This is a genomic window from Sinomicrobium sp., from assembly GCA_029266035.1.
Classification (GTDB): domain Bacteria; phylum Bacteroidota; class Bacteroidia; order Flavobacteriales; family Flavobacteriaceae; genus Sinomicrobium.
In genome coordinates, this window is sequence record JAJUFH010000024.1 from 23,166 (window position 1) to 45,514 (window position 22,349).

Here is a 22,349-nt window from a genome sequence, read left to right on the forward strand (position 1 = left end):
GTAGCTTGGATTATATTATGTCAATACATTACTGTTACTATTTTTATGGGCGATACGTGCGCACCGCATTTTTTATTACTTCTTCCTTTTTGTAGATCACCGGTTTCATCTTGTTTTCGGTAAACATTTCCAGTTGGTCGGCATAATAAGGAGAGTCTTCTTTATTGCTGTTCCCGTAAGGCAGTACAGAATAAGCTCTTGGTGTCTCCCCAAATTCCACAGCGAGAATCCAACCATCGCCTCCATAGGCTTGGCTTTTCTTTCTGTCTTCTGTATGTCGTTTAAACCACATCACTCTAAAGGTTCCCATATCTCCGGTGGCCCCACCTACCGGAAAATCGTAATCTCCTATATGTGCTCGATTCACCTCTCCTTGTTTTACATCCCAGGCGCCATAGCGTTTTTTAGTGTGCTTAATCGCCCATTCAAAGGCCTCCACAGCTAGATCCTTACTCGCCAGCCCATAAGGGGTGTTTGTAGGGTCTGAGGGTGTCCAAGGCTGTGTAAACAACTTTTCGGCAGGAGCGTTATAACCGGCAGATTCCGGCGTACCAGGAATTTCTTTTTTTGTACCTCTCACCAGTCGCACATATCGCTTCCACCACTGTTGGAACAGTATGCCACCGCGACTCTCCCGAGCTACGGTATTGTCCCATTTATCAATCATATCAATGGCGTCGAGCACTTCTCCGGTGGGATTTGTAGCCCTAACAGCCTTTACCAAATCAGGTTTCACCCGATCGCCGAGAATAGCGCGCATACTGTGCTTGCGCTTCACCACCTCTTCCAATGACAGTTTGTCGTCACCGCCTATCAGCTGCAGCGACAACTGGCTTCGAAGTCGCAAGCGCGCTTTAGGAAAATTACTCGGAAAATCCTTTTCATCGAACACCTCGTTGAGGTTGGTGTAGTGAAAGGGATCGTTCTCGTTGTGTAAATACCCTCCTTTCGGATTGAGCAGCTGCGGCAGCTTGTCGAAAGGTATCAGATCCTTCCATATCTGGTCGCTACGCTTTACATATAGAGCTGTAGTATCGTTACCTGAAGCATGTGGCAACTTTGGCACACTTCCGTTCCACACATAAAAAATATTACCGTCGGCATCGGCATAGGTGAAATTAGAGCGCCCACGTCCGCGAAGGCTCATAGCCGCCTTCCACTCGTCCAAATTTTTGGCCATCATCATAGACAAAAACTGCTGATTTCGGATATAGGAATACCTACCCTCTTCTCCCGATCGGATGATATAGATATACTTATCTGTCCGTTTTATCACATCGCCAAAAGGTGTAGACCATATCGTATGTGAGCGGGAAGCTATGGTATTGTCTTCTGTGATATAGCTCACTGGGATTTCATCTTTAAGCATGGGGTGCGACTTCCCGTCTATTATATAACGGGTTTTGTCGTTCGGATCGCGTTCTAAAGCGTACACCTCATCAACATCGGGGTAATTGTTGGTGGTAGACCAGCCCAAGTGACGGTTGAACCCACCTACAATGCCCAAAGGTCCTCCAACTCTAAAATCACCGTAAAAATCGAGGGTGTCGGGAACTACTATATGAGCTTCATAATATCCGCCCTTCCAGTTTAAGTGGGGATTTCTCATCAAAATAGCATGACCAGAAGTAGTGCGCTCCGGAGCCAATGCCCAAACATTTGAACCCGTATCGGGATGAGGAATTTCTTCTATAGATGCCAGTCCTCGCCACATCTCCTCTATTTCGTCCACAGAAGCGGTAATCACGGGATTTTTTCCATTTCCTGTCTTTTCCCATTCTTTCAATCTGTCGAGAAACTTTTTTGCAGTAATCGGACTCACCTTACCTATGGCTCCAGCATGTACATCGGCGGCAGTAAAATCGGGTTCTAACCAATCGGGAAATTCGTCGGGATGCTGCTCGATATAGCGGTTTACCCCGGCTGCAAATCCCTCCATCATGTCTTTGGTCTGTTGGTTCAGCAGGTAATAACTTTCTAAAGACTGCTTATAACGGCGTCTGGCACGAGCATCAATCCACAAATAGAGATTTTGTTTAGAAGCCTCTTGCTTGTTGTGCAGCGTCCATTCTCCTCTCGACTTTAACAAGGTCCTGGGTGTACGCATACCGTAATCTTCCAGCTGTAGGTATCCCATAGCGTAAAAGGCCGCTTTAATATTATCAGCCATAATATGAGGAACTCCTTTTTCAGTGCGGTGAATCACCACCTGATCAGAAAGAGACTGAGCCGATACCGGCAGCACCCACGCCGTCATTAGCATTGCTACAATTCCGATCTTTAGTTTAGTTTTCATTTTAGTTGTTTAGTTTGTGGTTTGTAGTTTGTGATTATGGTTTTACTAACATCTAACATCTATTCCACCAAGCCTTTTAACCTCATGTATTCCACTATGGTCTTAGCCATTTTTCCGGCGTATTTTTTACGGCCCTCATCGCTTCTCACTTCTCTGTTGATCTCTACTTGAATACCGTGTACTTTCGGGTAGTCGGGGGTGGTATAGTGTTGGGTGATATAGCCTCTGCTCAAATATCGCTCTCCTTCTTTGGGGTGAGGATCTTGTTTACTGGGCACTGATCGCACACCGTTATTCTCTGCCAGTGTTCCAAAGGCATTTTCTCCGAAGAGCAATTCTTGCAACTTTTGTTCTTCACCAATTGGAATGAGATTCTGCACCGACGATTTTCTGGCCAATTCTTGTAGCTCGTTGCCTTTATAGGCCTCAGCTATTTTTTCTCCACCGATAAGGTATCCCAACTGAAGTCTTTCAATGCGAATAGCATGTCCGTGCATATCGAGCAGCAGGGCATTTTTGTGTTTTTTCAGAACTTCTTTAAGGGCGGTATCTACGTAGTTGTGATATTGTTGCCAGGCGGGTTTTGCCTCTTCATTGCCGCAGGTTCCGCGTTCTATAGCTCTGTTGAGGTCTACTTTTCTCCTCGAAAGATTACTCACCACTACATGAGGTTTAACACCGTATTCTTCCACCAGTATTTTTTGGATTTCACGGGTGAGCTCTATGGTATGAGTATCTCTCCCCAACACGGCTCCTTTGCAACTTCTATCCGGAATATCTAGGGGATTCATAGTTCCTCCGTGCGGAACACTGAGGACGAGAGGAGCATCTCCTACCAGGTATTCACTTTGATAATGCTTGTCGGCATAGGTGACATCCACCTGCCAGTCTTGTTGTGCGTTTGGACTTTTTTCGACAAAGCCGTCGCTCGCTGCAGTAGCGTTTTTGTCGTATTTTATATCGAAGGTTATACTTCCATCGGCACCAGGAGTGAGATTTCTTACCCTTATGGCTACAAATGTTTCCTGACCGAATAAATGCAGGAGTATCACATCGCCTTCACTTATCTTTTGAAGGGCATCTGCGGGACCTTGCTCCGACACCTCATAGCCCACTTTCTCATATACCTTGTTTCGATACTGTCCATAGGCTTTACTGATGTCAGAAAGCGAATTAAACCCCAAAAAAAGCTCGTGAGCATCGCCTATATTGATCATCTGCCCTTCCTGCCGATGGCTCCAGGCGTTAATTCTCTCCTGAGCGGATTTTGCATACCTCCGAATGGCACTACTTCCAGGCAAAAAGAAATTGGCCTTAGAGTTTTTGCCGTACACATACATCAACTGTACATCCTCCGCATTGCGGGCAGCTTGAGCGTTCTGATATATTTCAGATGAAAATATATCGAGATAATTGCCGCGATCGGAAGATTGACCTCCCAACCAAATCGAGGCAGAAGACAGGGTTTGTTTCTTGTCTTTTTCTCCACCTCGCAATACATGGCAAGTTGCCGAAGTGCTCCACACTGCTATCAACAATACAGTAAACCTAAGCCTTAATTTCATTTTTAGTTTGTTGTTTGTTGTTGTTAGGTAAAAGCCCAAGACATTGATAAAAACCAAATGTTTGGGATAAAGCGCCAAGGATTGCGCTGGTCAGAACCCTCTACCCTCGCTGCGCTTGGCACCTCCTTTCGTCTAAAGGGAGGTGTTTTTCACTTATTATTCAATACCTCAATACTAAAATCTCAGTACTAATACCTCATCACTCTCCACCCTGTCTCTTCAAGGCTTTACCGGCCAATACGCCTGTATAGCTACCATTTTCTATGGCGAGTTTTCCGTTTACCAATACGTACTTCATCCCTTTGGAATAGGCCGCGGGATCTTTAAAGGTAGATTCAGCTTTTAGCGTATTGGGGTCGAAAACGATAATATCGGCATAACGACCTTCTTCTATGAGCCCTCGGTCTTTGAGGTTAAATACTTCTGCGGTGAGTCCTGTAGCGCGGTGTATACCCCAAGCCATAGAAAACAACTTTTTCTCCAGCACGTATTCCTCCAATATGGTAGTAAAAGTAGCATAGGTTCTAGGATGGGCGCCACCACCGTCTGATCCTGTCATCACCCAGGGCTCTTTCATAAAGTTAGAGATGTCTTCTTCAGACATAGAAAATGAGATGGCGCTCAATCCGGGATACATAATGAGAAGACGTCTTACGGTCTCACCGTAATCGGTATCCCATTCCTGACCGATATCGTAGAGCGACCTTCCGTTAAAATCTTCTAATCCTGCTACTCTTGAAGAAGAGATAATCACATTTTTACCTGATTCCGGGTCTCTTTTGTTCAGCTCGTCCATGATCTTTTGCGAGAGCTCCGGATCTTTCAATCGCTTCACCATAGCTTTCGTTCCTCCCGACTGTCCCCATCCGGGTACTGTATTGGCGCGAAGGCTGGTCATGGAAGCTTCAAACGGATATTGATTGGCGGTAATATTCACCCCTTCTTTTCGAGCTTTTTCGATCAATTCGATCGCATTGTCCGAATTACCCCAATTACTTTTTCCGGCCGATTTGATATGGGAAACATGTACCGGCATTCCGGCTTCCCTTCCAATTCTTATGGTTTCTTCAATACTGTTGAGCAGCTTAGAGGTCTCCGATCTCATATGAGTGTCGTACATACTCCCTTTGTACTTTGCCGCTACCTTAGCCATCTCTATGACTTCTTCGGTTTCAGCATATCGCTGAGGAGCGTAGAGCAAGCCTGTAGAAAAACCTATGGCTCCTTCTTTCATTCCTTGGTCTACCAAGGCTCTCATCGCTTCCAGTTGTTCTTCGTTCGGATCTACATCCTTACTTCCCAGCACTGCCCTTCTTACAGACGACAGCCCTACATACAGGTAAAAGTTTGCTCCGAGGCCAATTTTTTCGTACTCTTTGAGCTTTTCGCCCACTTTATACGTACCAAAACCGTCGTTTCCAGCAAAGAGGGTAGTAACACCCTGATACAACCAGGGCAATACAGCATTGGTACGCGTTGCCGGGGTTACCGGTCCCATATTTTGCACCACCCATTTATCGGCATGAGTATGAGTATCGATAAATCCCGGAGCGAGGTACAGTCCTTCGGCATCCAAAACCTTTTTGGCCTTTACGGCATCGGAAGTTCCGATATAGCTAATTTTTTCACCGGTTACCCCAACATTGGTACGCACCGAGTCTTTTCCGGAACCGTCAAATACCCAGGCTCCTTTGATCAGCAGATCAACTTCTCCGGGCTGTTCCTGTGCTGTGACGGCCATAACCGTACACAGCGCAAGAAATAGCACCGGAATATATTGTTTTATCATTCCTTTCATCCAATTGTTTTTAGTATCCTGCGGCACTGTCGTCACCTCTCTTATCGGCTACTCCTTCTATGCCATTTTCGGTAATCTTGATCACTTCAGTTCTACCGATAGGTCTTCTTTCTTCAATGGTGTATCCCATAGCTTTCAAACTATCTCTTACCGCCATAGGGAAGTCTTTCTCTACATAGATAAGATCTGGCTGCCACTGGTGGTGAAACTTAGGCGCGTTTACCGCCTGTTCTACAGGTAGGTCGAATTCTAAAATATTGACCAGTGTTTGGAACACTGAAGTGATGATGGTAGACCCACCCGGTGTTCCCAACACCAAATAAGGCTTGTCGTCTTTCAGTACTACAGTAGGTGTCATTGCGCTCAGCATTCTTTTTGAAGGCTGAATCGAATTGGCCTCTGTACCGAGCAGTCCGAATTTGTTGGGCGCTCCCGGCTTGGCGCTAAAGTCGTCCATCTCGTTGTTCAGGAAAAATCCGGCACCACCTACTACTACTCTACTTCCGTACACTCCATTGATGGTAGTGGTTAGCGATACGGCATTCCCCTCTGCATCGATTACAGAAAAGTGTGTAGTTTCTTCTTTTTCTACGGCAGCTTTAAGTCCGGGACCTACTTTATCACTCGGCGTAGGAACCCCCGGAGTAAAGTCGGCCATACGTGCTCTTACATAGGCGCTGTCTACCAACTCTGCTACGGGAACATCTACAAAGTCAGGATCTCCCATATACTCTGTACGGTCGGCAAAGGCACGTCTCTCTATTTCGGTCATCAGTTGTATTGCCTTAGCACTGTGAAAACCGTATTCACTAATCGGATAAGGCTCCAACATGGCGAGCATTTGCTGTTGCATAATTCCCCCACTTGAAGGAAGTCCCATCGAGATAATGGTGTAATCTTTGTATTTAAAGCTAACGGGGGTACGCTCTTGTGCCTCATATTGCTTGAGGTCTTCTTTAGAGATTATCCCTCCGCCTCTTTCCATTTCAGCTACGATCAAGTCAGCTGTTTCACCTTCGTAAAAACCGGCTTGACCATTCTCTACAATGCGCTTCATGGTCTCTGCCAAATCTTTTTGCACCAGTATATCGCCAGCTTTCCACTCTCCTTCTTTTTGGAAGGCGGTAGGCTGAGTGTTGTATTTTGCAAAATCATCGGCATAGTTATTCAACGCTCGAGCTTCTCTTTCGGTAATAGCAAATCCTCGTTCGGCAAGAGCTATTGCCGGGCGGATAAGCTGCTCCATAGGTAGTTTTCCAAATTTGCGGTGTGCCAAGAAGGTACCTGCTACCGTCCCTGGAACCCCAGCTGCGAGGTGACCGTTTCTACTCCAGTCGGGCACGGCATTGCCCAGACTGTCTAGGTACATATCTTTATGCGCTTTTAAAGGCGCTTTTTCCCTGAAATCTATGCTGTAATTTTCCCCTTGTTTGGTGTGAAAGACCATAAAGCCTCCTCCACCGAGGTTTCCTGCATTGGGATACACCACTGCGAGTGCATATTGAACGGCAATAGCAGCATCTACCGCATTTCCTCCCTGTTGGAGTATATCTCTTCCCACCTCACTAGCCAGCGGGTGAGCACTCACCACAGCACCGTTGTCGGCTTCGATTTTTTTAGTAATGGCATATCCTTCAAAAGGTGATGTTTCAGCCTGTTTGCTTTCTTTACACGAATTCAGTAAAAAAAGAATAGATACAGAAAACAGTATTTTTTTCATAGCAGTTTTTTGTAATAGGGTATTTTAAAAATCAGTTTTATAATCAAAAAAAACGACCTCGGCTGTATGTCTCAGGCCGAGGTCGCCAATAATGTTTTACGGATAGAAGGCCTCGACAAACTCAAAGTAAGACTCGCAGAAGGCCTTAGCTGTCGCTGCTCGACTTTCATCGCTATTTCGGAAATTTATTGTAGATTCTATCTGCCAACCGGATACATCAGGATAGTTTGCATTGGTATACTCCCTGCTGATATAGCCACCGGTAAAATAGGGTTCTCCGGCAGCGGCATAAGGGTCTTGCTTGCTCGGCACCGAAGCCATCCCCTTATCGCCCATTATAGTTCCGAAGGCATTGTCGCCCATAAGGAGATCATGTATGTTGTAGTCTATGTCGTCTATCAGGTTTTTTAGACTTGATCTATTGGCGTTCAGGTTTAAATTTTTTCCCTCATAAACCTCTTGCAACTGTGCGGTGGTAAGGGCATACCCTATTTCCAGTCTGTGTTTGGTATGCGCAGTAGCGTGTAAGTCTACTAATAGAGTTCTACCATAGTTTTTAGAAGCAAGCTTTACCGAGGTATCTAAGAAATTGTGGTAATCTTCATAAACCTTGTTTCCAGCGGCGTTATTACAAGTAGCCTCTGGGAGATCTCTGTTGAAGTCTACCTTAGTACGGCGGAGATGGGAGAAAACAATATAAGGGGTTTTGCCGTATTTCTCTTTCATCTCCTTTTGTATAGCTCTGGCGAGCTCAATAGTATAAGTGTCTTTTACAGTAGTAATCCCTGAACAAGATCTGTCGGGAATTTCAGTAGGTTCGATACCTCCACCGTGAGGTACGCTAAGCACCAAAGGCATATCACCTACCACACATTCCACCCAATTATTTTCGTCAAAGAAAACGTCACCTACCTTCCAATCGGGCAGGGGTTCTTCGTCTTCAGGGTCAGTTTCATCATCATCACCTGGATCGGTAGGATTTACAATATAACCATCGTCGTCGGTTGTTTCTGCAGGGCCGTCGTCACTACCACAACTGTAGAAGCAAAAAACCCCAAATAACAGAAGGTATAAACTTTTAATTTTCACGTTTAACTTTTTTAATTTATAACTCTATTTACTCTTTTTAATTCATTGTTAATTATACTTTTCGACAGTACAACTCAAACCTGAGATTCCTTCCTTCCTCCTACGGCGGACAGGCTCTATCGTCGGAATGACATTACGACTCTACAGTACTATCAAGAAGAGATTCCTCCTACCGTCGGAATGACAAGTTTGTCATTCAGAGCGTAGCGAGGAATCTCCCCTTAGATCAAAAAATCCCTCGCCAGCAATTATTGCTGTATAGCTCCGGGATAGAAGGCGTCGTAAAATTCAAAGAACGACTCACAAAAAGCCTGAGCTGTAGTCAATCGTTCAGCATCGGTATCGTTGCTGGCTCTATGAAAGAATCCCATTACACCCGATACGTGAGGGTATTCAGGTACCGCATATCTATTCAAGGTAGTAGTACTAGTGGTATAAGACTGTCCTAAAGTAGGATACTGATCTTGCTTGCTAGGTACAGAGGCAATCTCTCTATCGGCCATAAGAGTACCGAAGGCATTATCGCCGATTACTACATCCTGAATATCAAACTTTCCTTCGTTATCCTCCAAGAGGTTAATCATACTAGACAATGGTGCTATATCTTCCAGTTCGTGCCCTGTAGAAATCTTACCGATCTGGTTTCTGGTCACGCTATACGCCAATTCCAGTCTTCCGGTTACTCGAGCATGGGTGAGCACATCGATAAAAAATGCACTTCCAAAGTCTCTTACTGCCATTTTCAGGGAGGTGTCTATAAAATCGTGATATGCCTCATAAGCCGGAATCACCTCTGGATTGTAACAAGTACCCTGATCGATTTCGCGGTTTACGTCCAACTTGGTACGTTTCAAGTGATTGATCACTACAAAAGGAGTTTTTCCGTAGGTATCTTTCATTTCCTGCTGAATAGCTCTTGCAATTTCCAAACTCTGAGGATAAGCTGCCGTGCTTATACTCGGACAATCCCTATCCGGAACTTCTTCGGGTTCAAGGCTCCCTCCTGCAGGTACGGTAATCACGAGCGGAATATCGCCCACAACGAGCTCTACATACTCATTTTCGCTATAAACTACATCCCCGGCCTTCCAGTCGGGCAGTGTAATATTATCTCCGGAGTTGTCGTCGTCACTACAGCTATACGTAAACAGTACTCCAAATAATACGATTAATGTGGTTCTTATTTTCATGTGTTTATTTTTTGATTGGTTTTTATAACGCTAATTTGCTAATGTACTCCATATAAGAGGCTGCGAAGGCTTCGCCAAACCGCACCCGGCTGGCATCGCTATTTCTCACTCCTTTGTAGTTACACTCTATCTGCCATCCGAACACCTTAGGATATTCGGAAGAGGTATACATTCGGGTATTATCACCTCCGGAAAAGAACTTTTCTCCTTCAACGGGATGAGGATCCTGCATGGCTGGTGTGGCTGCTATACCCCTATTTTGCATCAGCGTACCGAAAGCATCTGCCCCGAACAACAAGCTGTGAAAATCGGTTCCTTTTTCAGACACCAAATTTCGCAGAGAAGATTTCTGAGTCAACTTTTTCAAACCGTCTTTTTTATAGGCTTTCTCCAGTTCTTCACTAGTCATATTATACCCGATTTCGAGACGTTGATTTTTATGTCCGTGCCCGTGAAGGTCGATATAAAGTACCCATTCAGAATCTTTTTGGGCGTATTTTATCGCCCGGTCTACCGCATTGTGAAAGTTATTCCACGCCTGTATGCCCAAGGCATTGCCACAAGTGGCTAAGTCGACCTCTCTGTTCTGATCTACTTTTCGACGCGAAAGACGAGATATAACGATATAAGGCGTTTTGTTGTAGCGCTCGCGAAACACTTGTTGTACAGCCCTAGCTGTAGCTATAGTATTGGCATCGCTCACCGTTACCACACGTCCTTTGTCGCTGCATTCCCGATCGGGAATGTTTTCGTCTTCAAAGTAACCTCCGTGAGGAACGCTTATCACCAGGGGCATATCGCCTACGATAACTTCAGTCCATTTTTGAGTGTCAAAAAGCACTTCTCCCGCTTTCCAGTCTGTAGCCTCGATGGTTCGCTCTTGAGCAAATACTGTATTTACGGCAAGCAGTACAAACAACAATAGTGTAGTAGGGAGCGATTTTAACCCATGTCCTCTGCGATATGACAGCTTATAGCTCATTAGTAAAAATGTTTTATACAATCTGGTATTATTATTTCTGTTGATCACCGTTGGTTTTATCAAAAAGCGGTTATAAGTTCTTTTGGTTGGCGTTTGCTCGAGCCGGGGCTTCGATACACTCCCGATGAATCGGGAGCACTCAGCCACCTTCGCTTTGGCTTTTCGGTTTCAATCCGAAAAAGACGCCCCTGAGGTGGCTGAGTTCCGGAGCGAAAAGAACTTACAACCTCAAAACGCTTTTTACAGACTAGCTATCAACTATTTAGCAGATATTTTCCAGTCTACAGTGATGGTACCGCTATAGCCTTTGGCGTGATTTACAATCTGACCTACGGCATAGAGATCCTTTTCAACAGATCGGAACACGATAAGGTCTCCTATTTCCATTCTGGTAAGGCGTACTCCAGGTCCGTGACGAAGTCTTTCGTAATCATCTCTCAGTGTTACAGCTCCGGCAGCTTTTTTGTACACCTCTTCAAGAGCTTCGCGGTTTTTAGCTTTGCGGAAGGCTTTCTTTACATCCTTTTCTTTGCTGGAAACAGCAATGAGTATTCCTTTGTTTTTGGTGTCCCAACCTTCGTATATCTTCTCCCTCATATTCTTTCCAAAATGTCTGATACTGCTGCTGGATGGTGTCATGATATTCACGCCCGTCTTGCTTCCGTAACCGTAAACGATATCTATATCTCCCTGGTGTAAGGTAGCAAAATTCATATCGTAAATCTTGCCGTTGGTCAGGTCTACACAGTTGCCTTCTTTAGCATTGGTGCCGTGAGCCCCAATTATCATAGACTCCTTTTTTAACTTTTGAGCATGAGTTTGCGATACTCCTACAAAACAGCATACTGCCACACTCAACATCACTTTTTTCAACATACTTCCCCTTTCACTTTTTACACATTTCATACTTTGACTTTTTTAGTTTGCCGTTTGTGGTTTATGGTTTGTAGTTAAAACGATAAACTACAAACCACAAACCATAAACTGACAATAGTTAATACTTAAATTATTCCTCTTAACAATTACTCTGCGGGAGATAATTTATATCGTATAGTCATTCCTCCATCATTATCCGCTGCCATAACTCTTACAGCTACATATCTCACTCCTTCCAGACGGAATATCTTCATTATGACAATATCTCCGGCAGCCAATTGTGTCAAACGGCCGTCATCGTCATCGTCATGTAATACAGGAGCTCCAACCCCAGACTCAAAGGCATCTATATAGTCTTGGCGATTGTTCTGATCTAAATCTTTCCAAGTCGTTGTTGCAACATCTCCAAGGTTGACCATTTCCGCCTTATTATTCGTAGGGAAATCCTCAATACGCTGTCTGAATGCCACAGACCAAGCTCCAAAACCATTGTCTCCTTGAGCAATCGATATAAAATTGTGGTTAGTATTTGAACCTCTCAAATGAGCTACATCAATATTTTCAGATTCCAACTCAGCTTCTCCTACTAACAAAATTCTACCTGTAGAGAAATCGATAAAATCAGCTGTTGATGTTCCTACCCCATTGAGTTCGAGATACCTTTTAGGTGGAGCTGGGATAACGACTTCTTCAGATTTATCTACTTTGACTTCAAAAGCTAATTTTCCTGCTCCTCCACTGGTAACTTCGGTAAGAAGCATCATACCATAGGTATTTCTATCTACTGATTTAAATAAAATCAAATCTCCTGCATTTTCTATCGTCCTAATACGAGTCCCTGGACCATCGGCGGCCTGGCTGTAATCTTCCTGTTCGGTTACCGCCTGAGTCGCGTAATCATAAGCCTTCCTCATCAGTTCTTTATTATAGGTATACATATATAAAGAATCTGTTATTTCAGATGCTTTGAGACGTATAAATTCGGTGGCATTTCTTTGCAACCATCCGGTTGCAACATAGTCTCCTGAATCCCAACCCGTCACAGACGATTCACTAGGACTCATAATAGTATATCCGGTTGAAGAAGCATTATAGAACAGCATATCTATCTTTTCTTGGAAGAGGAAACCATCATTTTCCAGGGGAGCGACAATACTCGAACCAAATTGATAGGTATTTCCGGTAGAAAAATCTATATACCGTTGTGCATTGGCATAACCCGGGCGGCTGAGTTCTGCCTCATAAGCAAAGAGTCGATTCACCTCGTCAACCGGAGTAACCGGAGTTTCCTCCCTATTGTCCAATCTTATGGAAAGCGTTATACTTCCCGTAGAGCTCGCCACTACAGTACTTAGTTGTAAAGCACCATAAACCCCATCGCTGGTTTTAGCAAGTACTAGATCTCCTTCTTCCAACATTCGCAATGAGATTGAGGGACCGTAGACACGCTCGTCATTCGCTTCATCAGCTTCCAATTCTTGCAATGTACTCTCGTACAAGGCTTTTACCTGATCTTGACTGATCAAGCCCTCGTAAAGGGCATCAGTTTCAGCTGACGCCCCAATTTTTACAAAGGTCGTTTCGTTTTTAGTCAGATAAGTTTCATTCATGGTTCGCCCCGATGCCCATTCCGACAGGCGCCCAATATCGCTGGGTGAAATAAAATTCAGGCCTGAAGAACTTCCCCACAACATGATAAAATCCATCTTTTCCGGAATCGACTCGGCATCGGCAGAGGTAAAGACCTCCCCTGTGCTTATGTCTATCAAGCGGTTGCCGGCTACGGCACCGGGACGGGTGAGCTCTGCTGCAAACATCGGCAGGTCTCTCCCGGTATTAAATTCATCAGATTCACCGGTCACCCCATCGTTATCACAAGCTTGAAACAGCGATATTCCCATTAAGAAAAACGCAAGCTTTTTTATATTTCTATTCATCTTCTGGTTTTTTAAGTTTTGGTCCTTTCCTATCTTCAATAAGAATCTACGGTTCAGACACCTTATACTCTATAGTTATGTGCCCGTCAATTTCGACATCGACAACTTTTATAGCTATGATAAGTCCTCGATCTTCAGAATGGAGAATAATGATATCGTCACCTTCTCCTACATGCTGTAGGCGTCCGTTAGTACTAATAGTTCCATTAGTTTCTGCGTCCGCGAGCGCTGCCTCCATGGCGGCACGATCGTTTTGATCGAGGGCGTCATACATATCGATTGCCGCTTGATCAGAACCCATAGAGATTACTGTAGCCTTGTTCTGTACGGGCCAAGCCAATACACGATCTTCTAAAGATTGAGCCCAAGCGGAAAGAGTAAGCGCCCCATTGTCGATAGAAATAAAGTTGTGCTTACTTCCACTACCTCCAAGATGTATAGCATCTATATTTTCAGGCTCCCTAGCAGCAACACTTTCTTCCAGAACAACTCCCCTCTTAAAATCTATAAAACTCGCAACTCCTGAAGCTCTTCCTGTCAGTGTCAGCTCTTGCCGTCTATCCTCGGGAACCAGACCGGTTTTCATTTCACCACTGATATATCCGGTAGAAGAATCCAAATGGTCTTCAATCCTCATAATGCTGAAGTGATGTCGATCTACACCCTGTGATTTGAACAACAATAAATCTCCCCCACTTGCATGCCTAGTTCTTGTAGAAGGACCTTGTTCAGACCAGCTGTATCCTCCTGTGCTACTTACATTTGTTATAAGCCTATCGTAAAGCGCCCACAAATCTTCTGGCGATTCTGCATCGTTAAATTCCTGTATATCTTCTGCCATGGCACCAGTTATACGGGTGATAACACCATTGTTACGGACAGTCCACTCTTCTGCAATATGACCAGCGTCGCTAGGCCAAGCCGTAACAGCGCTATTACTAGGAGTAAGCAGGTTCAGTCCACTACCAGCTCCTGAGCGCAATATGACAAAATCTATCTTATCCTGATTATTTCCAGCTCCAACTTTACCATAAGCCCTTCCGGTCTCCATATCGACATAGTTTCCTACATTATCATTGTCATGAGCCCCGAAGGTAATATCTTTAAAGTAGGTAATACCGTTCAGCTCCTCTACAGTAGAAGGATCGGGAGCAGTAAACGGAAAGCGTATCTGTACTCCGAGTTGGTGATATCGGTCCAACACTCCTATATCACCAGTCTCCACCAACTGTACCACCAATACGGGGCTACCTCCACCGGTATCGTTAAGAATCTCTATTTCCAACCAGCCAAAACTGTCGTTGGCGGGGATAGTCACTTTCTTACCGTGGGGGAACCTGTAATCGATGCCCTCTCTTGCCGTGGTTTCTTCCACCACTATCCTGACCTCTACTTCGCGGTCTACATCCGCCTGTTCGCCGGTCATATTAACCCTGTATTTCAGGGTTCCCACCTCAGAGTCAATAGGCCCTAAAATAGGGAATGTTTTACTCCCCGTATTCGAATTGATTACGGCATCTTCAAACTCCACCCTGTTATCTGTAAACAGATAGCGCTCTTCATAGTCCTTAAAACAACCGGTAAAAGCTGTTATACACAAACAGTAGAGCAGTATTATAGAAAATTTTTTCATTGTGTTCTTTTTTTGGTTTGGTATCGCTTATTACCCCTTTTAGTATCCTCTGTTTTGCTGTAAAGCAGCATTGGCATTAATTTCTCTCCACGGAATTATAGACAGTATTCTGTAATCGCTCCACAAGAAAGTAGTTCCATTGGGTTTTTCGATATCCTGTCCCAGCCTTTTATAGTCAAACCAGCTATGCCCTTCGAAAGCGAGTTCCAATTTTCGCTGTTTTGCAATTTCGTCAAGCAAAAGTTCTTCAACAAGTCCTGTAACAGGAGTAAGTCCAGCTCTCTCCCTAATCAGATTGACATCAGCTATGGCTTCGGCTTCCATTCCACCAACTTTGGCGTAAGCTTCGGCTCTGTTTAGATATACTTCCGAAAGGCGTATTACCGGAACATTGTCTAAGTTGGGTGCCCCACCACGGCTAAAGAATTTAGTCATCTCGTTCGCATCAGAAGCGGTACCTAGTCCTTTCATAATAAGCTGCTTGCGCACATCGTCATCTTCGTATAGCTCAAACAACTGATCGCTTACCACAGCATCTCCATTTCCGTTTTGTACAGTTCCTTCTTCATTCACTCTAGTGGTAAAGGCCGAACGAATAGAGTTGGTAATACCAATGTTCTGGTCTACCTTAAACTCTACTTCAAAAAGAGATTCCGGATGAGTTTCAGCTCTCCAGTCTGAGATATAACTGTCATGCGTTGAAAAACGAGCTACTCCAGACTCTATAGCCTTATCGGCCCACTCAATTACTGTAGGATAATCTCCGTTGTATAGTGCTACTCTGGTCATCAATGCCGCAGCGCCACCGCTGGTGGCAAAGTGAGGCCCGGCACTGGTAGGAGTGCCTTGTAAAAGCTCGTAAGCTTTTTCCAGATCTTCATACAATTGAGCGTACATCTCTTCTTGAGTGGCCCTTGGTGTAGGCACAATTTCAGAATAGGTCTTGATACTGGTCAAAACCAACGGTACAGTACCTCTATTAGTTGCCCCTATAGCGGTAGGATCGTAACCATAAATACGAGCTAAGTTGTGGTAGTACAGTGCTCTTAGAAAATAGAGCTGTCCGGCTATACCGTCTTTCCACTCCTGGCTACCCTCAAAATCTTCAAGAGCTTCCAGTATTTCGTTGGCAGCAGTAATGGCTTCATAGGCCAATTGCCAACCTCCCATATGAGTACCTCTGGCGTTGTTGGCTACTGTTTGGTTATTAGACCTCCTACCAGAATGGGCAGCCGTATTTCCCATCAGCTCAGGGTAAACGATATATTGTCTACCGTAAAGACTGGTACTTCTCAGCTGAGAATAACAACCCACCGTAGCAGCTTCTATAGATTCTACAGAACTCAAGGCGGTCTCAGAATCTACAGAAAGCATAGGGTCTGTTTCCAGCAGTGATTCACACGAAGTCAGGAAAAGTGAAAAGATCCCGACAAACGCTATTGTTTTAAATGAACATGTCATAGCTGTATATTTTTTTATTAATTAAAAAGAGAGATCTACACCGAATATAAAGTTCCTCGTCTGCGGTATCTGACCGGTATTTGAGGTAAAGTTACTATCCTCTATATAGAACTCTGGGTCTAATCCTGTCCACTTAGTCCAAGTAATCAGGTTGGTAGCTGTAGCATAGATACTAAGAGAGCTAAGCCCTTTTATCATATACTTTTTAGGCAGGTTGTATTTCAACATCACCTGTTTAAGTCTGATATACGACGCATCTTCCAGGAATCTGTTTGAAGATCTGTAATGACTTTGAGAAAGCTCTTCTATACCACCGTCGATAAATCTCGGGAAGGCAGTAATTTGCCCTGGCTCTCTCCAGGTCTGTTCGTAAGCTCTAAGCGAAGAGTTTGCCTGCTGTGAACCATTCCGATAAATTCTGGTATTGGTGCTGTTGTACAACTCCCTACCCATATCGTATTGGAAGAAGATATCCAAGGTAAAGTCTTTATAGGTAAAGGTATTGCTCAGCCCTCCCCAATAATCAGAGAGACGGCTTCCTCTTCCATGAGGGGTATAACTACCTCCACCCTGTGCACCGGGAGCATAAGAGATTCTGTCTACTCCAGACCACCACATAGGCTTACCGGTAGCTGCGTTGACCCCGGCATATTGGTGACGGAAGTTGGTTTGCAACGGCCATCCTACTCTAATACCTGGAGCACCGGGAAGAGACACTACAGCCTCTGTTAATTGCTCTCCTGTTTCATCTTCAGACTCCACCACTCCTTCGTAGAGCTTAGTTACTTCATTTTCTAAGAAGGCGATATTGAAATTGGCACTCCATTTGAAATTCTTAGTATTTATAATATCAGAATTCAAATCGATTTCCAAACCTTCGTTTTTAACTTCTCCTACGTTTCTGTAGATGCTTGCAAAACCACTGTGCCAAGCCAAAGGAGTCTGAATCAAGAGGTCTTTACTCAACCTTCGGTATACATCTATAGAACCGTACAGTATCTTTTTACGCAGTGTAAAATCGAGTCCTAAGTTATAACTCACGTTTCTTTCCCAACGCAAGTCGTCGTTTGCCAATTGTGTTTTTACAGTTCCAGGCAAACCTCCGTACGAACCACTGCCGTCCCACAAAGCTCTACTAGCAAAGTCTCCAATCGAGCTGTTACCAGTTTCCCCGTAACTTGCACGGAATTTTAATTGGTTGATGATGTTTTGCCCATCCATAAAGTTTTCTCTCGCCACATCCCATCCGGCAGAGATAGAAGGAAATAATCCGTAGCGGTTATCTGCACCAAACCTAGAAGAACCGTCGTAGCGCAATACTGCACTCAACATATATTTCTTTCTGTAGTTGTAGTTCACCTGACTAAATACACCAGCTCTTTTATTATCAGTTCCGTTTTCGTAGGCATTCAATATCGTTGAAGCTGAAGACATATAGCGGAATTGATAGGTAGGAAATCCTTCTGAACTGGCTCCTACTCTTTGTCTGTGATAGCTTCTGTACTCCGCACCTAATAAGGCATTTAACTGATGACCTCCGGTAAAATCGGTATTGTAGGTCAAAGTAGTAGAGTTGGTAAAAATGGTAGAGTTTTGGTAACGGAAAGATTTATACCCAGCTCTGTTACCTCCTTCTTGTGAACGAGGATCTATATAAAACTCGGTATCGTAGTTTCTGTAGTTCAGACCAAACCTAGACTGAAACTGCAGCTTATCACTTATTTTATACGTAAGTCGGAACACGCCAAAAAGGGTACGGGTTCTAGCGAGCTGCGTATTGTATTCCGCTGCTTGAATGGCGTTGTAAGGGTGATCGCCCGGCAAACGAGGCGGAGCATTCCAAGAGCCATCCTCATTTTTAAAAGGTATAAAAGGCGCTATAAGCGGAGCCATATACTGAGGAGATGAGTGGTAAGCATAGGAACCGTAAGAACGATATCCCGCATTACGAGTCACCTGACTCAAAGAAGTGCTCAACCACAAATTCAACTTATCGTTGACATCGTGATTAAGCCTTACATAAAGTGATCCCCTTGTAAAGTCGTTGGGAGCAATAGCAGCTTCAGCTTTCTCATAAGAACCGGATACTCGGAACTTGGTTCGATCTGATCCTCCAGTCATAGCTACATTTACCTTGTCGGAAAATGCAGGCTTAAAAGCTTCTGCCTGCCAATCGTAAGTAGGCAGGGCTGCAATTTGAGCATCGGTAAGGTTAAGCGGCAACAAACTCTGACGCAACACTTCACTACGCGCCTGCTCATAAGTCCAGCTAGGATTTAGATTGGCAACAGCCTCCATACGACCGTGCAGATATTGCTGCGTGTTTTGCATCTCCAGAAATTCGAGAGGTGTCACCACTCCTTTTTTATAACCTACGGTAAATCTTGTAGGCCCAGATTTTGCACTTTTGGTAGTAATAAGTATTACCCCATTTGCCGCCTGAGCTCCGTAGATAGAAGCGGCAGCAGCATCTTTCAGTACTTCAATAGATTCGATATCGTTGGGATCCATAAAGTCGAGCGGGTTGGATGCCGAAACGTTATTCGCAGAGTCTTCAGAGTTAACTTCCACACCGTCCACAATATAAAGAGGGGAGTTTCCAGCACTTATAGAACCTTGTCCCCTAACCATAACACTCATTGGCCCTCCGGGAACACCAGAAGCACTTTGAATTAAAACCCCTGCAACTCGACCTTGCATAGCCTGGTCGAAAGACTGTACAGGTATATTTTGAATAACTTCAGATTTCAATGAAGACATCGCTCCTGTAATGGTTCTTTTTTCTTGAACCTGATATCCGGTAAGTACAACCTCATCCAATTCAGTTGCAGCTTCTCTCATCGTGATGTTCAAGGGGCTGGAATCTTTCACAGTAACCTCTTGATCGAGCATTCCGAGATAGGTAAAAACGAGAACATCACCCTGAGCGGCGTCGATACTAAAGTTACCGTCAAAATCGGTCACTACACCTTTGGTAGTACCTTTAATCAAAACACTTACTCCGGGTAGAGGACCTCCATCGAGATCTTTTACAGTTCCTCTTATTTCAGACTGAACTGCACTAACAGAAGAAAGATCGTCGTTTTTTGACATGGAAACGACAATCTGTTTGTTGACAATTTTAAAGGCATAATCCGGACTCAATACTTCCCGAAGGATTTCGACTACCGATTTATTTTTGGCATTGATAGACACTTTGCGATTGCTGTGCTCTACCATATCGGTATAAAAGAACACATAGTCTGTCTTGCTTTCTATGTTCTCAAAAACCTCTTTCAGATCGGCATTCCGAACTTCAATATCAATTTTTGTTTGTGAACGGGAGTCTTCTGCATACACACTACTCAATCCGAAACAAACACATAAAACAAAGATTCTGATCATGTGCCATAATAATCTTTCTACGCTTTTTTTAAAGGGATAAAAAAAGGACAATAGTAATTTATTCATAATTTTGTTTTGTGTTAATGGTTGGCGAACCGTTAAACTGTAATTAAACGATCAGGGGATGCAGCAACATCTCCTGATTTTTTTTGATTTACCCTGAAGTCTAATCTTTCATACTTTTCCCATACTTTAGTTTTAATTGTTATTTGTCAGTTAGTTAGTAATATTTTACCCCCCTCTCTCTCATAACTGAAATAGAGTGGATCTTTTATCAAATCGAGTACATCCTCTACAGAAGGCTGCATATTGAGACGTCCGGAATAGGTCGTTACATTTTGAAAATCCCCATCCAATTCAATCTCCACTCCGTAGTAATCGGACAATACTTTCGAAATTTCTTTCACATTCTCATTTTCAAACACGAAAATCCCCTTCCTCCAGGTCATATAAGTTTCGGCATCCACATCCATTCTCGTCACCTCTTCACTTCCCTTATCCAACATCACAAGTGTATTGGGCTTTATCCGAACATTCTTGGAGGCTTTAGGATAATCGACTTCCACACTTCCTGTTTTCAACACAGTTCGAGAAAAATTTTCTTTGGGATAAGCTCGAACGTCGAAAACCGTACCCAATACTTTCACCACCTGATCCGGACTCAATACATAAAAAGGTTTCTTTGCGTCGTGAGATACATCAAAAATAGCCTGCCCCTCGAGGTAGACTTCCCTTCTGTTTTTTGAAAATCGAGAAGGATACATCAATGTAGACCCTGCATTGAGCCAAACCCTAGTTCCATCTGCCAATCTCACGGTAGAACGTTTACCGTAAGGCACTATCACGGTGTTGTAATCACTTTCACCTTCCACTTCCTGATGTACCGCCTTGCGCTCGTTAATATCGATGCGCTCTCCCGACTCCGAATAGGAGATTACAGGAGCTTCTTCTTCTATAGCAATCTCTTCACCATCTACAACCAACTGCACACTCTTTTCGCGATAGGTAGGCTGCACATTCCCTTTGAGGTTGGAATACTTCTCCACAGAAGGCGGCATCTGAGCGGTGTAATCAAAAAATCTCAATCCCAACGCAACTACCAAACAAGCCGCAAGACCATAAAGCACCTTCATCCTCCTTCTGCGTACTGCCCGGTATTGACCAAGCTTCGTGTCACCAGTTCCGTCATCCGGAGCAACACCCTCCTCTCTAAAGCCATCTATATCACCCCTTAACTCTATAACCCGACCTTCTCCAGAACGAATTTTTTTCATAATCGACTGAAACAAAGCCGCTCTCCTCTTATTTCCTTTTGGAGTATAAGACAAGCCCGACAATTTGTGATGCAACCTCACATAGGTTTCAAATTCTTTTTTCGAAACCTTATCCGTCTTTAACAGCCGATCTAACTTTAACATCTCCTCATCAGTAATCTCATTAGAGAAGAACCGACGTAATAAATATGACAAATAAGGGCGAGACATTTTGCTTTTTTATATGTTTGTACCCTCAAGACGTAATTATTTCCGAAAACCCCTATTCGAAATTAATTTTTTTTCAATTTTTGCATATGAAAAGTTATCATAACTATTCATTCAGTTAAAAAAATGAGATACTCACTCCAAAATAGCGTGGATTTAGTGAAGGATTTGCAATCTGGAGATGAAAGGGCTTTCGAGTATCTCTTTAATTCTCTATATGACGATCTCACCTATTTTATTCTCGGTTTTTGTAATGATGTACAAACCGCAGAAGACATAGTGCAAGCAACCTTTATTCGCCTTTGGGAAAAAAAGGAGAGTATTTCATTTCACACCTCCCTTAAAAGTTATATGTACAGCGCCTGCTACAATCAGTTTGTAGACCATTTCAGGAAAAACAAGAATATAACAAGCGTAGCCATCGACCTCTATCAGGAAATCCTCGTGTCGGAAGACGAAAATCAAGAGCATCGCGAGGCCATGCAACAAAAGTTAAAAAACGCCATCAACACCCTACCCGACAAATGCAAGGAAATAGTTATTCTTCACAAACTGAAAGGCTACAAATACCAAGAAATAGCCGAAATGCTGAATATTTCAAAAAAAACCGTCGAAAACCAATTGTGGAAAGCTTATAAGATATTGAGATCCTTTATAAATAGCAAAGACTAAAGGGACGCGGTGAAGTGGTGATGCTCCTCACCTCCGTGTCCCCCCATCTCCGCGTCTCCTCAATATTTTCCCAACAACTGTTGACACAGGGTTGTCACAATGTGGGTTTAGCTTTGTATTAAACTTTATTGAGTTATGTATTTAAGTTCTGTGTAATTTGATATTGATATATGGGTTGATGTTTTACCATCCTTTCAATAGCTTTATGAAAAATGGTCTGTTTGGATTGTGAACGATTTAACCTAAAAGCAAACTCGTTGAGGTA

Annotated in this window: 14 protein-coding genes and 1 pseudogene; 1 reads left to right on the forward strand and 14 read right to left on the reverse strand. The window is 43.8% G+C overall.

Annotation, left to right across the window (positions count from 1 at the left end; genetic code table 11):
* Positions 1–43: 43 nt before the first annotated feature.
* From ACYZZR_RS10825 to ACYZZR_RS10885, 13 genes are all read right to left on the reverse strand, one after another.
* Positions 44–2,296: a penicillin acylase family protein gene (locus tag ACYZZR_RS10825; protein WP_461534024.1), complete on the reverse strand. Its 2,253-nt coding sequence runs from the start codon at positions 2,294–2,296 to the stop codon at positions 44–46.
* Between the two features lie 59 nt (positions 2,297–2,355).
* A complete protein-coding gene (locus ACYZZR_RS10830) occupies positions 2,356–3,861 on the reverse strand; it encodes an N-formylglutamate amidohydrolase (protein WP_461534025.1) in 1,506 nt (501 codons plus the stop codon).
* 199 nt (positions 3,862–4,060) lie between these two features.
* Positions 4,061–5,659, reverse strand: coding sequence for an N-acyl-D-amino-acid deacylase family protein (locus tag ACYZZR_RS10835; RefSeq protein ID WP_461534026.1), 1,599 nt, complete (start codon positions 5,657–5,659; stop codon positions 4,061–4,063).
* A 10-nt stretch (positions 5,660–5,669) separates the two neighbouring features.
* The gene (gene ggt, locus ACYZZR_RS10840; RefSeq protein WP_461534027.1) at positions 5,670–7,379 is read right to left on the reverse strand and encodes a gamma-glutamyltransferase; all 1,710 of its coding nucleotides are present in this window, start codon (positions 7,377–7,379) and stop codon (positions 5,670–5,672) included.
* 96 nt (positions 7,380–7,475) lie between these two features.
* The gene (locus tag ACYZZR_RS10845; RefSeq protein WP_461534028.1) at positions 7,476–8,468 is read right to left on the reverse strand and encodes a hypothetical protein; all 993 of its coding nucleotides are present in this window, start codon (positions 8,466–8,468) and stop codon (positions 7,476–7,478) included.
* A gap of 248 nt (positions 8,469–8,716) precedes the next feature.
* Positions 8,717–9,658 carry a hypothetical protein gene (locus tag ACYZZR_RS10850; RefSeq protein ID WP_461534029.1) on the reverse strand — a complete coding sequence of 314 codons (942 nt, stop codon included), beginning with the start codon at positions 9,656–9,658 and terminating at the stop codon, positions 8,717–8,719.
* Positions 9,659–9,680: 22 nt separating this feature from the next.
* Complete coding sequence (locus ACYZZR_RS10855) at positions 9,681–10,640, reverse strand: hypothetical protein (RefSeq protein ID WP_461534030.1); 960 nt, start codon at positions 10,638–10,640, stop codon at positions 9,681–9,683.
* 258 nt (positions 10,641–10,898) lie between these two features.
* Positions 10,899–11,546 (reverse strand): hypothetical protein, encoded by a 648-nt coding sequence (locus tag ACYZZR_RS10860; RefSeq protein WP_461534031.1) that lies wholly within the window; start codon positions 11,544–11,546, stop codon positions 10,899–10,901.
* Positions 11,547–11,662: 116 nt separating this feature from the next.
* Positions 11,663–13,453, reverse strand: coding sequence for a hypothetical protein (locus ACYZZR_RS10865; protein ID WP_461534032.1), 1,791 nt, complete (start codon positions 13,451–13,453; stop codon positions 11,663–11,665).
* Positions 13,454–13,499: 46 nt separating this feature from the next.
* Entirely contained in the window at positions 13,500–15,086 is a 1,587-nt protein-coding gene (locus ACYZZR_RS10870; protein ID WP_461534033.1) for a hypothetical protein, read from the reverse strand.
* A gap of 39 nt (positions 15,087–15,125) precedes the next feature.
* Complete coding sequence (locus tag ACYZZR_RS10875) at positions 15,126–16,547, reverse strand: RagB/SusD family nutrient uptake outer membrane protein (protein WP_461534034.1); 1,422 nt, start codon at positions 16,545–16,547, stop codon at positions 15,126–15,128.
* Between the two features lie 21 nt (positions 16,548–16,568).
* Entirely contained in the window at positions 16,569–19,931 is a 3,363-nt protein-coding gene (locus ACYZZR_RS10880; RefSeq protein ID WP_461534035.1) for a SusC/RagA family TonB-linked outer membrane protein, read from the reverse strand.
* Between the two features lie 212 nt (positions 19,932–20,143).
* Positions 20,144–21,400 carry a FecR family protein gene (locus ACYZZR_RS10885; protein WP_461534036.1) on the reverse strand — a complete coding sequence of 419 codons (1,257 nt, stop codon included), beginning with the start codon at positions 21,398–21,400 and terminating at the stop codon, positions 20,144–20,146.
* A gap of 138 nt (positions 21,401–21,538) precedes the next feature.
* Here ACYZZR_RS10885 and ACYZZR_RS10890 point away from each other — a divergent pair, with 138 nt between their 5' ends.
* Positions 21,539–22,084: an RNA polymerase sigma factor gene (locus ACYZZR_RS10890; RefSeq protein ID WP_461534037.1), complete on the forward strand. Its 546-nt coding sequence runs from the start codon at positions 21,539–21,541 to the stop codon at positions 22,082–22,084.
* A gap of 133 nt (positions 22,085–22,217) precedes the next feature.
* Here ACYZZR_RS10890 and ACYZZR_RS10895 read toward each other — a convergent pair.
* Positions 22,218–22,349: pseudogene (locus tag ACYZZR_RS10895) on the reverse strand (IS1595 family transposase); the annotation flags it as partial.

Excerpts from the sequence above, each read along its gene's own strand:
- ACYZZR_RS10825 (WP_461534024.1), bottom strand. The coding sequence starts at position 2,296 with ATGAAAACTAAACTAAAGATCGGAATTGTAGCAATGCTAATGACGGCG.
- ACYZZR_RS10830 (WP_461534025.1), bottom strand. The coding sequence starts at position 3,861 with ATGAAATTAAGGCTTAGGTTTACTGTATTGTTGATAGCAGTGTGGAGC.
- ACYZZR_RS10835 (WP_461534026.1), bottom strand. The coding sequence starts at position 5,659 with ATGAAAGGAATGATAAAACAATATATTCCGGTGCTATTTCTTGCGCTG.
- ggt (WP_461534027.1), bottom strand. The coding sequence starts at position 7,379 with ATGAAAAAAATACTGTTTTCTGTATCTATTCTTTTTTTACTGAATTCG.
- ACYZZR_RS10850 (WP_461534029.1), bottom strand. The coding sequence starts at position 9,658 with ATGAAAATAAGAACCACATTAATCGTATTATTTGGAGTACTGTTTACG.
- ACYZZR_RS10855 (WP_461534030.1), bottom strand. The coding sequence starts at position 10,640 with ATGAGCTATAAGCTGTCATATCGCAGAGGACATGGGTTAAAATCGCTC.
- ACYZZR_RS10860 (WP_461534031.1), bottom strand. The coding sequence starts at position 11,546 with ATGAAATGTGTAAAAAGTGAAAGGGGAAGTATGTTGAAAAAAGTGATG.
- ACYZZR_RS10865 (WP_461534032.1), bottom strand. The coding sequence starts at position 13,453 with ATGAATAGAAATATAAAAAAGCTTGCGTTTTTCTTAATGGGAATATCG.
- ACYZZR_RS10870 (WP_461534033.1), bottom strand. The coding sequence starts at position 15,086 with ATGAAAAAATTTTCTATAATACTGCTCTACTGTTTGTGTATAACAGCT.
- ACYZZR_RS10875 (WP_461534034.1), bottom strand. The coding sequence starts at position 16,547 with ATGACATGTTCATTTAAAACAATAGCGTTTGTCGGGATCTTTTCACTT.
- ACYZZR_RS10880 (WP_461534035.1), bottom strand. The coding sequence starts at position 19,931 with ATGATCAGAATCTTTGTTTTATGTGTTTGTTTCGGATTGAGTAGTGTG.
- ACYZZR_RS10890 (WP_461534037.1), top strand. The coding sequence starts at position 21,539 with ATGAGATACTCACTCCAAAATAGCGTGGATTTAGTGAAGGATTTGCAA.